The following is an 11161-nucleotide window of genomic DNA, read 5'->3' as shown; positions in this document are numbered from 1 at the left end:
GGCGTTTTCTTATCCGCTATTTACACCCAACAGCCCCTTCTTAAAACCAAGGGGCTTTTTCGTTTATGGAGAAACCCAAAATGGCAGAACGCCAAACCTACACCGTCCTCGTCCCGTTCCCTGTCGGGCGTGGTCACTGGTCGACCGCTGGCCAGGAACTCGACCTGCTCGATGTCGAAGCCAACGCGCTGCTAAGTGCCGGTCGCCTGGAGCTGAAATCCACATCCACTCAGGCCGAACCGGCCGCTGCCAAGAAGGCTGAATAACCATGGCTGAGGTTTTGAACTTCGAGCACAACGGCATTACCGTCAAAGCTTCCGAATCCCCCGAGGCCATGGGTGGTCTCGGTGACAACGTCATTGGCTTGATCGGCACCGCGCCGAAGGCCGATCCGCTGATTCCGCGTAACTCCCCGTTCCGCATTAACAGCTTCACCACCCAGGCGCTGCTCGATCCGACCGGCACTGAATCGGGCACCTTGTTCCACGCGGTGTTCCAGATTCTGAAAGTGGTCAAGGTGCCGGTCTACGTGGTCATCGTCGAAGAGGGCGCGGCCCCGGCTGACACCATCAACAACGTGATTGGCGGCATCGAGCCAGTGACCGGTCGCAAACTCGGCCTGGCCGCACTGAGCGGTGTGCCGGAAGACCTGACCATCATCGGCGCACCAGGCTTCACCGGCACCAAAGCCGTGGCCAGCGAGTTCGCCTCGTTCGGCAAGCGCATCAAGGCGCGGGTGGTGCTCGACGGCAAGGACGCCTCGGTCGCTGATCAAGTGACTTACAGCCAGGAACTGGGCGGTGCAGACCTCGGTTTCGACCGCTGCCTGGTCGTGCACAACATGCCGGCCGTTTACTCCAAGGCGGCGAAGAAAAACGTCTTCCTGTCGCCATCGAGCCTGGCCATTGCCGCGCTTGCCAAGGTCAAGCAGTGGGAGAGCCCGGGCAACCAGGTGACCTACGCCGAAGACGTGTCGCGAGTCGTGGAATACAACATTCTCGACACCTCCACCGAAGGCGATCTGCTCAACCGCTACGGCATCAGCTACTACGCCCGCACTGTCCTCGGTGGCTTCTCGCTGCTGGGTAACCGCTCCATCACCGGCAAGTTTATCAGCTACGTCGGCCTTGAAGACGCGATCAGCCGCAAGCTGGTGAAGGCCGGCCAGAAAGCCATGGCGAAGAACCTGACCAAGTCGTTCATGGATCAGGAGGTCAAGCGCATCAACGACTGGCTGCAAACCCTGGTCGCCGACGAAACCATCCCTGGCGGCAGCGTGTACCTGCACCCGGAATTGAACAGCGTTGAGAAGTACAAAAACGGCACCTGGTTCATCGTCATCGACTACGGCCGCTACGCGCCGAACGAACACATGGTTTATCAACTCAACGCCCGCGATGAAATCATCGAGCAGTTCCTGGAGGATGTTCTCTAATGTTTACCAACCGTGTAAGACAGGCCATCGCGGCCACCCTGCAAGGCCTGCCGTTGTCGGCGACCGTGGAAGAGTTCACCCCGCCGAAGATCGAGTTCGATATGGAACCAATGACCGGCGGACGCTTCATCGCCGAGGAAATGGCCAAGAGCGGCAAAGTGCTGGGCGCGACCCTCATTCTGCAAGGCGCCGGTCCGGAAATCATGCTTGCCCTGGGAGTGAAACTGGGCGACGACATTCTGCTGAATGTGCGTGAAGCGGGACAGGATCAGGACGGCAACACCTGGTTCACCTATCACACCGTCGGCGGCAAGTTGAAATCTCTTGGAGAAGCTGCGCTGAAAATGGGCGATAAACCCAAGACCACCCTCGAACTCTCCTGCCGCACCTACAACCGTCTCGAAAACGGCATCCCGGTGATCGACATCGACGTGCGTACCCAGAAGTTCATGCTCAACGGCGTGGATATTCTCGGTGATGCCCGCCGCGCAGTGCTGATCACATAACCCCTCGCACTACCTCAATACAACTCGGTTAAACGCAGTCCCTGTGGGAGCCGGCTCGTTCCCATAGGTTGCACACCCAAGGAATTCATTTCATGTCCTGGACACCTCCCGTTCATGCCCTGTTGTCGCCGATCACCGGCGACGATCAGTCGGCCATCGAACAGATTCAACTCAAGCCGTTGTACTACGCCGCACAGAAAGAGGCCCTGGCCCGTGCCGGCGACGATGAGGACGACCAGTTTTTCGAACTGGCCAAATTAGCCACCGGTCTTTCGGTCAAGGAACTCGACCAGCTCAAACGCCCGGACTACGTGAGCATCGCGCAGTACGTGCATGAGATGTCGACCCGTCCGGCGTCATATTTTTTACAGCCGGATATCGAAGCCGTAGCCGTGGACGATCCCGATCAAGTTCAACTGCTGCAACCGCTCAATGCAGCGGGACGCAGCCTGACTTCGCTCACCCTGGAAATGCCGGTCCTGCGCGCCACCAAGGCGATGAAAAAACTGAAAACGGCCAAGGAACGCGCCGAGTTCATCACCGCCCATTGCACCGGCTTGATGCTTCCCGACCTGGATCTGTTGACCGTGCCTGACTGGACACAGCTTCAGGTACGCATCGACGATTTTTTAAACAAACCGGCGGACTTCTTTCGGAGCGCGACATCGAAGTAATCCTCGATGTCGTGCCGCTCATTTACTCGATAAGTGAGGCGGAAATTCTGGAATGGGACGCCGGCAAGGCATTGCGCCGATACGACATAGCGATCACTCGCCTTGGCGTGAAAAAGGAGTAGAGCGGGATGGCCGAGAGCAAATATTCGCCGCCCGGTGCGGAAATAAATCGAATTGAGCTGCCGCAACTCGGCAGTGCATCACAAATGTCGGGGCTTGCTGGTAGCGCAGATCCTTTGTCAGGTCTGAACGTGGCACTCACCACAGCGAGCCTCGACATCCATCTGTTGGTAGACGCGCAGGAAAAGCTGCGCGAAACCTTGGCATCGTTGAACAGCACCCTTTCGTCGCAGCAGTCGCTGCTCAAAACGAACGCATCGGCCCCTGCGTCACCCAGCGAGGCGAAGTCGAAGCTCAAGGCCGAGGTCGACCAGCGAGCCCCGCCAGCCATGCTCAAGTCTGCGATGGCGACAGAGTTCGCGATGGTCGAGCTTAATCAGGTACTGAAACTGGACGATGCCCAGTTACAGAATTTGTCGAAAGCCACTCAAGATATGGCCACTGACAAGCAGGTCGCCCCGAGTGGGGCAACGGCGGTTCAACTGGCTCAGGTCGAATTGGCGGCGGCGAAGTCGGGGGGCGGGCGTGGGCTTGAGCCATCCCAAAAACAGGAGGCATTGCTGAACTTCACTCGCGATAGCGCGGTGATGGCGTCGGCATTCAACCTCGATATCAAGGCCGCCAGCGAGATGCTGCTGGGTTGGCGCTCTTCGATGAAGCTGGATCGGGTCCAAAGCCAGAATCTGGCAGATGCGACCAACCACCTCGGCAACAGTGGTTTGAATGTCAATGCAGCCGATATCGGCTCAGTCGTGCAACAGAGTGGTGAAGCTGGCATTGCTTCGGGCTTGTTGCCTGAACAAGTAGCGGCCCTCGCTGCAGCGTTCTTGAATAGCGGTGTGGACAAGGCCGGCGCCGGTGTGGCTTTGAAGAGCTTCACCACCGGGTTGGCCAAAGGGGACACGGCTTCACCGGAGCAACGTAAGGCCTGGGCGGAACTTAACCCAAAATTCAGTCCCGCAATGATAGCGGACGGCCTGCGCACTGACGCCCTCGGAACGATCAATCAGGTACTTGAAGCTCTGAGCAGCAAATCCCCAAAAGAACAGCAGTCGCTGACTAAAACACTGTTCGACGATAACACGGGGATTCTTGAGCTGTTGAAGAAGCCGGAAGATGCCCGGAATGCTCTTTTGCTGGTGTCCGAGAGAACCAAAGACGGGACACTGCCAACGTTCACAGGCTCCGTCGCGAAAACCGCCGAAGCGCTGGGAGAAACCTCTCAAGGGCGGTGGAACGCACTCGATGCGAGTAACAACCGGATGTTGGCGGCGGGAGGCAATGCTCTCGCACCGTTGACCGACGGCTTGATGGTATCGCTAGGCGCGTTGGCCGATGGCTTGAGTAGCGTTGCTGAAGCACAGCCTAAAACCACAGCAGGATTGCTGGTGCTAGCCGGGGTGCTCGCAGTGGCGCGCGGCGCTGAAATCAAGGTCGCGATGGCCTCCGCCATCACCGCCGCGGCGACCAGGCTTTTGGCTCTGGCCGGTGCGCGACCGATTCCCGAGGTGTCTGACGCAACGATTGACGTGAAGGAGCGAGCTCGCAAGGGCAAAAGGAAGAATCTGGGTGCCAGTCAAGAAAAAGGCGGCACCCCAGGTAAAAGCTCGAGCAAACCTGCGCCAAAACTGCCACGCATGTCGACAAGAAGTCGCTTGCTGAGCGCCGCTAAAATGGGTTCGGCGGTCACTAAACGGATCGCACCACTGAGGCTACTCAGCGCTGGCTACGATGTCGTCAAAGGCCTGGAGGAGGGAAACACCAAAGCTGTCGGCGGGGCCCTGGGCTCCGCAGGTGGCGGGCTAGCGGGGACGTATGCCGGTGCCGCTGCCGGTGCAATGATCGGCAGCGTCGTGCCCATTCTGGGCACGGCAGTCGGTGGAGTGATTGGTGGTTTGTTGGGCGGCATGGCAGGCAGTTGGGGAGGGGAATGGCTGGGCGAAAAACTTGCCGCACCTGCCGACCAACTCGCCGCACCGGACCAGGTCAGCAAAGACCTGACTAGTGCCCAAACGAGCAGTCAGCAGAACTCGATGACGGCGAACATTTACATCAATGGCCAGGATCAGGCCAGCGCCAGTCAGTTGGCGAATCTGGTTGTGCAACAGATCACGGGCCAATTCGGACTTATGACCATGCCCAACTCACTCGCCATGCGAAGTGACGCGGCCCTGACCGATGGAGGTAGCTGATGCGTCAGCAAATGGTGTTGGGCAATTTCATTTTCGGCCTGTCCAGAAACTTCGCGTACCACAACTTGATACGTAATTCGGACGGTGGCTGGAAGGTTATCGAAACTGCCAGCAGTAAGCCCCTATCCAGTCAGACCGGCGAAGGCCTGCAAAAACTGAAGATAACGGGCAAATCGATGTACGCGACGGCCATGGAACGGCTTGACGAATTGCGTGCTATGCAGGCGCTGCACGCCGCGGTGCCATTGGTTGACGGCACCGGCCAAAATTGGGGGCAATGGCTGATCGTCTTGGTGTCCGAAACCCAGTCGTACGTGATTGATGACGGCACCGCGATGGTGGTCGATTGGGTCATCGATTTGATGGAGTACGCCAATGCGTAATGTTCGAAGTATCGCCGGTGATTCGGTGAATCTGCTGCTCTACCGTGCGCTTGAGCGCTGTGACGATGCCGCCGAAGAGTCGCTTTGGCGCCTCAATCCGGGGCTCGCCGAATATGGTCCGGTATTGCCGGCGGGTGTGCGGGTGCTCTTGCCCGAGCTGGACTCAAAACCCATTGCACCCAAGCTGGCTTCGGCCTGGGATTAAGGAGGCTGCATGTCACTTGGTTTCACACCCTCGGTGGAGATTTACGGCGCGAATGCTGCGCTGCTCAACGAGCGCTTGATTTCATGGCAGCACATCGATGCGGCGGGGATAGAGTCCGATCAACTGACGCTGACCATTAATCTGGATGGACTCGAAGGATTGCCGAGCCTGGGCGGAAAAATCGGCTTGCGAGTGGGCTATGTGGAGTCGGGCCTGGTTGATAAAGGCGAATTCGTGATCACCCGGCGCACGCCGACGCTGTTTCCCTTGCGTATGACGCTGGTGGCCACGGCGGCACCGTTCAGTGCTGCGGATGAAACCGGCTTCAAGCAACGGCGATCCGTCAGCCATGGTCCGACCACCGTGGGGACGCTGTTTCGCCAGTTGACGTCCAGGCACGGATTTTCACCGCGCGTCGCCCCTGAACTGGCGCAGATCCAGATTGAACACATCGACCAGTCCAACGAGACGGACATGGGGTTTCTGACCCGGTTGGCCACTCTCCATGACGGTGTCGCCAAGCCGATCAACGATTTGTATGTGCTGGCGCGACGTGGTCAGGCGAAGTCGCTGTCGGGCAATGTCATGCCGGACATAAAGCTCTCCGTGACGACTGACAATCGTCCGGGCGAGGAGGCTTTTATCGCGGCAACTCTCGAAGAAACCGCTCGGGCGAAATACCAGGGCTGCAAAACCAGTTGGTGGGATGCAGCCGCCGGGAAAGTGCGTGTCGAGGAAAGCGGCATCGCGCCGTTCAAGACCCTTCGTCAACGCTATCAAAGTGCAAACGACGCCCGGGCCGCCGCTGAGGGCGAGGTGCGCCGGATGATGCGTGAAGCATTGAAGGTGAAGATCGACTGTCCCGGCAATCCAGGTTTGTCCGCCGAAGGTCTGGTGCTGCTGGACAGTACGTGGCCCGATTTCATGCGCGGTCGCTGGTCAATCGACAAGGTTACGGCCAGTGGCAGTCGTCAGAACAGCTATCGCTGTTCAATCGAGGCGACCTGCCTGGACGCTCGGTCCTTGGCGCACTGAGTGCTTTGTGCCAATGGCGGCTGAGTAACTTTCCATCCTTTCCATGGAGGTCACCATGACTGTTACGCAACAAATGCTGGAAACCATCATGCCCAACGCCCGCCCCCAAGCGGGCGTTTTCATTTGCGCACTCAACAACGCAATGGCTCGCTTCAATATCAACACCCCGAAACGCATTGCCGCTTTCCTCGCGCAAGTCGGCCATGAATCCGGGCAGTTGCAGTACGTGCGCGAGCTTGGCAGCGAGCAATATCTAAGCAAATACGACACCGGCGCGTTGGCCGCCCGTTTGGGCAATACGCCCGCACCCGACGGTGACGGTCAAAAGTACCGCGGCAGGGGCCTGATCCAGATTACCGGCCGCGACAATTATCGTGAATGCAGTCTCGGACTGTTCGGCGACGACCGTTTGCTGTTTCTGCCAGAACTCCTGGAAAAACCCCAATGGGCCGCCGAATCCGCCGCGTGGTTCTGGCAAAAAAATGGCCTCAACGAACTGGCCGACCGCGACCAGTTCAACAGCATCACTCGTCGCATCAACGGTGGGCTTAACGGCCTGCAGGATCGTCTGTTGTTGTGGGCGCGGGCGAGGGCGGTGCTATGCCAGTCTTCGGTCTGACGCCGGTTTCCTGCCGGGCAATTGGTCTTGTTGTGTTTCTGGCTGTGTTGGCCGCAAGCTCGGCGGCGCTGGCCTGGCACTTCCAGGATTGGCGGTATGGCCGGCAACTGGCGGAACAGGCTCGCGTGCACGCCGAGGCGTTGAATCGGCTGGCGCAGGCTGCGGCAATGCAGCAACAGGCCGAGCAGGACAAGCGTCTGGCGCTTGAACAGCGTCTTTCAAACAGTGAACAAACCCATTTTCGAGCGCTTAGCGATGCCCAACGTGATCAAGGTCGCTTGCGCGATCGTCTTGCCACTGCTGATGTGCGCTTGTCAGTCCTCCTCGATGCCGATGACGCCGTCTCAGGCTGTTCAATGCCAGCCACCTCCCGCGCCAGCGGCGTGGATCATGGCGGTGCGCGAGCCCGACTTGACCCGGCGCATGCTCAACGAATTATCGCCATCACCGACGCCGGTGACAGCGGATTGATTGCCCTGCAAGCGTGTCAGGCTTATATCAGAGCCGTCACTCGCTAACATTTTGATCAACCCTGCGCCTTGCAAGCGCGATCTGCTCGTGTACGGTAGTTCCCATTCCGCTCGATCAGGAGAAGCCCGTGAAAGAAATCACCCAGCTGGCCGCTGAGCTTGGCAGGCGCATGCAGGTTCTCAATGCCCACGTCACCACCGCCGAGTCCTGCACCGGCGGCGGCATCGCCGAGGCGATCACCCGTATCCCGGGGAGCTCGGCGTGGTTCGAGGCCGGCTATGTGACGTACTCCAATCGCCAGAAAACCCAGCAGTTGAATGTGCCGACCGAGTTGTTCAATACGGTCGGTGCGGTCAGTCGCGAGGTGGTAGAGGCGATGGTCCGCGGTGCACAGGACAAAAGCCAGGCGCATTTTGCCGTGGCGGTCAGCGGCGTGGCAGGGCCGGATGGCGGTTCTCCAAGTAAACCGGTGGGCACCGTGTGGCTGGCCTGGGGCGTTGGCGAGCGGGTCTTCAGCGAGGAGCAACACTTCGCCGGTAACCGCGATGAGGTCCGCCGACAAACGGTTAAGGCCGCGCTAGAGGGGCTGCTGCGCCATGCCGCGGGAGAAATCTCAAATCAGGGGTAGGCGATCCTGAAACGCTGTGGAATAATACTGGCTACTTATACAGGTGTTGGCCGTCAGGCCTTATTGATTACGTGAGGACTTTAATGGACGACAACAAGAAGAAAGCCTTGGCTGCGGCCCTGGGTCAGATCGAACGTCAATTCGGCAAGGGTGCCGTAATGCGTATGGGCGATCAGGACCGTCAGGCGATCCCGGCTATCTCCACTGGCTCTCTGGGTCTGGACATCGCGCTCGGCATTGGCGGTCTGCCAAAAGGTCGTATCGTTGAAATCTACGGTCCTGAATCCTCCGGTAAAACCACGCTGACGCTGTCGGTGATCGCCCAGGCTCAAAAAGCCGGCGCGACCTGCGCATTCGTCGACGCCGAACACGCACTCGATCCTGAATACGCCGGCAAACTGGGCGTCAACGTCGACGACCTGCTGGTCTCCCAACCGGACACCGGCGAGCAAGCCCTGGAAATCACCGACATGCTGGTGCGTTCCAACGCGGTTGACGTGATCATCGTCGACTCCGTGGCCGCGCTGGTTCCGAAGGCTGAAATCGAAGGCGAAATGGGCGACATGCACGTGGGCCTGCAAGCCCGTCTGATGTCCCAGGCGCTGCGTAAAATCACCGGTAACATCAAGAACGCCAACTGCCTGGTGATCTTCATCAACCAGATCCGTATGAAGATCGGCGTGATGTTCGGCAGCCCGGAAACCACCACCGGTGGTAACGCGCTGAAGTTCTACGCCTCGGTACGTCTGGACATCCGTCGTACTGGCGCGGTGAAAGAAGGTGATGAAGTCGTCGGTAGCGAAACCCGCGTCAAAGTCGTGAAGAACAAGGTAGCTTCGCCGTTCCGTCAGGCCGAGTTCCAGATTCTCTACGGCAAGGGCATCTACCTCAATGGCGAGATGATCGACCTGGGCGTGCTGCACGGTTTCGTTGAGAAGTCCGGCGCCTGGTATGCCTATGAAGGCACCAAGATCGGTCAGGGCAAGGCCAACTCGGCCAAGTTCCTGGCAGACAATCCGGAAATCGCCGCCAAGCTCGAGAAGCAACTGCGTGAAAAGTTGCTGACTCCTGCGCCGGACGTCAAAGCATCGCCAGTCAAAGAGACTGCTGATGACCTGGCTGACGCTGATATCTGATTGATCCGATGACCGCCGTACTCGATACACTCGTCGCGGTGCGGCGAACCGCAATGGACCTGCTCGCGCGACGCGAGCACGGTCGAGTCGAGCTGACGCGTAAGTTGCGTCAGCGCGGCGCTCTCCCTGAAATGATCGACACCGCACTCGATCGTTTGACGGAAGAGGGTTTGCTCTCCGAATCCCGTTACCTCGAAAGTTTCGTTTCCTACCGCGCCCGCTCCGGCTATGGCCCTTTGCGTATTCGTGAAGAACTCAGCCAACGCGGCCTGCAGCGTGCAGATATTGAACTCGCTTTGCGCGAAAGCGGTATCAGCTGGCAGGAGCAACTGGAAGATACCTGGCGGCGCAAATTTGCCGGGCATCTGCCGATAGACGCCCGGGAACGTGCCAAGCAAGGGCGTTTCCTCAGTTATCGGGGATACTCCATGGAAATGATCAGCCGCTTATTCAGTGGTCGAGGAATGGATGATTAATAAAAACGGCCCGCTATTTCGATAGCGGGCCGTTTTTTTTTTGCCTCACGTCACCTTGGACGGTTCGCGCGTGCGCTGTTGCGGCTGGGGTTTTGAATGGGCCCAGTTTTCCGGCAGGTTGATGTAATCCACCAGTGCCCGCAGGCGGCCATGATCCCGAGCGTTGAAGTTGAAGGCCAGTCGCGCCAGATGACTGAACTGCGGTTCGTCATGCTCCTCGCCGCTATAAGCGTGCTGATGGAAATGATCGCTCAGGCACAGGTCGGCAAAGGCTTCCTGCATGTGTTCGAGCGCCCGGTCGCTGAGCTTATGGTTCATGCGAATCACGAACTGATGCTTGAGCCAGCGGCTGGAGTGGAAGTTGCTGTAGAACTGGTTGATCTGCTCCACCGCTTCTTCGGCGCTGTAGACCAGGCTCACCAGCTTCATGTCGGTTGGCAGGATGTAGCGATTTTCCTCCAGTTGATGGTGAATGAAGTCCAGCGCGCCTTGCCAGAAGGTGCCGCCCGGCGAGTCCAGCAGTACCACAGGCACCAGCGGGCTTTTACCGGTCTGAATCAGCGTCAACACTTCGAGCGCTTCATCCAGGGTGCCAAAACCACCGGGGCACAGAACCAGCGCATCGGCCTCTTTGACGAAGAACAACTTGCGGGTAAAGAAAAAGTGGAATGGCAGCAGGTTGGCGGTGCCCTGGACAGTGGGATTGGCGTGCTGCTCGAAGGGCAGGGTGATATTGAATCCCAGACTGTGTTCAAGGCCCGCACCTTCGTGGGCGGCGGCCATGATGCCGCCTCCTGCACCGGTAATGACCATCAGGTCCGAGCGCGCGAGTGCCGCGCCGAGTTCCCGGGCCAAGGCATACAGTGGATGTTCGATCGGTGTACGGGCCGAGCCAAAAACGGTGACCTTGCGCCGTCCCCGAAACTGCTCGAGCACCCGAAAAGCATGTTCCAGTTCGCGCAGGGTTTGCAGGGTGATCTTGGCATTCCAGCGGTTGTGATCTTCCTGGGCCATGCGCAGCACGGTCAGGATCATGTCGCGGTAAATCGGGGTGTTGGGGCTGTTGGGTGAAACCAGGTTGAGTTGTTCTTCGACCTTGCTGATGAGGTCGTGGCCGCTTTCTTCAAAATGACGGCTCAGGAGGTCATTCGGTTGGTAAGGCATTCAACTTCTCCTTCCATACAGGCTTTGTTGTTCCCTTGGAGAAAGAAACATTCGCACAATTTAGACGCAGGTCGGGCAGCCCCTTTTCTGCCACAAAAGATGATCGTTAATACTCTG

General features: G+C 58.6%; 14 protein-coding genes. 13 read left to right on the top strand and 1 reads right to left on the bottom strand.

All coding sequences use genetic code 11. From position 1 onward, the window contains the following. Positions 1-80 precede the first annotated feature (80 nt). The 13 genes from HNR03_RS06575 (at position 81) to recX (ending at position 9880) form a co-directional block, all read left to right on the top strand. The gene (locus HNR03_RS06575; RefSeq protein ID WP_222589998.1) at positions 81-266 is read left to right on the top strand and encodes a hypothetical protein; all 186 of its coding nucleotides are present in this window, start codon (positions 81-83) and stop codon (positions 264-266) included. Between the two features lie 2 nt (positions 267-268). Beyond that, complete coding sequence (locus HNR03_RS06570) at positions 269-1435, top strand: phage tail protein (protein WP_259151675.1); 1167 nt, start codon at positions 269-271, stop codon at positions 1433-1435. After that, on the top strand, positions 1435-1941 hold the full coding sequence (locus tag HNR03_RS06565) for a phage major tail tube protein (RefSeq protein ID WP_259151673.1): 507 nt from the start codon (positions 1435-1437) through the stop codon (positions 1939-1941). Before HNR03_RS06570 ends, HNR03_RS06565 begins: the two co-directional genes overlap by 1 nt. Positions 1942-2033: 92 nt before the next feature. Next, positions 2034-2615, top strand: a complete 582-nt coding sequence (locus tag HNR03_RS06560) for a phage tail assembly protein (RefSeq protein WP_222590001.1) — start codon at positions 2034-2036, stop codon at positions 2613-2615. A 128-nt stretch (positions 2616-2743) separates the two neighbouring features. After that, positions 2744-4927, top strand: coding sequence for a phage tail tape measure protein (locus HNR03_RS06555; RefSeq protein ID WP_259151672.1), 2184 nt, complete (start codon positions 2744-2746; stop codon positions 4925-4927). Next, positions 4927-5310, top strand: coding sequence for a phage tail protein (locus HNR03_RS06550; RefSeq protein ID WP_259151671.1), 384 nt, complete (start codon positions 4927-4929; stop codon positions 5308-5310). Before HNR03_RS06555 ends, HNR03_RS06550 begins: the two co-directional genes overlap by 1 nt. Continuing rightward, positions 5303-5515: a tail protein X gene (locus HNR03_RS06545; RefSeq protein WP_259151670.1), complete on the top strand. Its 213-nt coding sequence runs from the start codon at positions 5303-5305 to the stop codon at positions 5513-5515. The genes HNR03_RS06550 and HNR03_RS06545 overlap by 8 nt, the downstream gene beginning before the upstream one ends. Positions 5516-5524: 9 nt before the next feature. Next, positions 5525-6550, top strand: coding sequence for a contractile injection system protein, VgrG/Pvc8 family (locus HNR03_RS06540; RefSeq protein WP_259151669.1), 1026 nt, complete (start codon positions 5525-5527; stop codon positions 6548-6550). A gap of 55 nt (positions 6551-6605) precedes the next feature. Further along, entirely contained in the window at positions 6606-7169 is a 564-nt protein-coding gene (locus HNR03_RS06535) for a glycoside hydrolase family 19 protein (protein ID WP_259151667.1), read from the top strand. Further along, the gene (locus HNR03_RS06530; RefSeq protein WP_259151666.1) at positions 7151-7687 is read left to right on the top strand and encodes a lysis protein; all 537 of its coding nucleotides are present in this window, start codon (positions 7151-7153) and stop codon (positions 7685-7687) included. The genes HNR03_RS06535 and HNR03_RS06530 overlap by 19 nt, the downstream gene beginning before the upstream one ends. Positions 7688-7767: 80 nt before the next feature. Further along, positions 7768-8268 carry a CinA family protein gene (locus HNR03_RS06525; protein WP_222590008.1) on the top strand — a complete coding sequence of 167 codons (501 nt, stop codon included), beginning with the start codon at positions 7768-7770 and terminating at the stop codon, positions 8266-8268. Positions 8269-8351: 83 nt separating this feature from the next. Next, entirely contained in the window at positions 8352-9404 is a 1053-nt protein-coding gene (recA, locus tag HNR03_RS06520) for a recombinase RecA (protein ID WP_259151664.1), read from the top strand. A gap of 8 nt (positions 9405-9412) precedes the next feature. Further along, on the top strand, positions 9413-9880 hold the full coding sequence (gene recX / locus HNR03_RS06515; RefSeq protein ID WP_222590009.1) for a recombination regulator RecX: 468 nt from the start codon (positions 9413-9415) through the stop codon (positions 9878-9880). A gap of 45 nt (positions 9881-9925) precedes the next feature. On the opposite strand, the gene HNR03_RS06510 is transcribed toward recX, so the two are convergent. Then, a complete protein-coding gene (locus HNR03_RS06510; RefSeq protein WP_222590010.1) occupies positions 9926-11044 on the bottom strand; it encodes a TIGR00730 family Rossman fold protein in 1119 nt (372 codons plus the stop codon). Positions 11045-11161: the final 117 nt, after the last annotated feature.

Source organism: Pseudomonas sp. JAI111 (genome assembly GCF_024809425.1).
Lineage (GTDB): Bacteria > Pseudomonadota > Gammaproteobacteria > Pseudomonadales > Pseudomonadaceae > Aquipseudomonas.
Note: the sequence above shows the minus strand (reverse complement) of the source record. Positions and strands in the feature narration are given on the sequence as shown.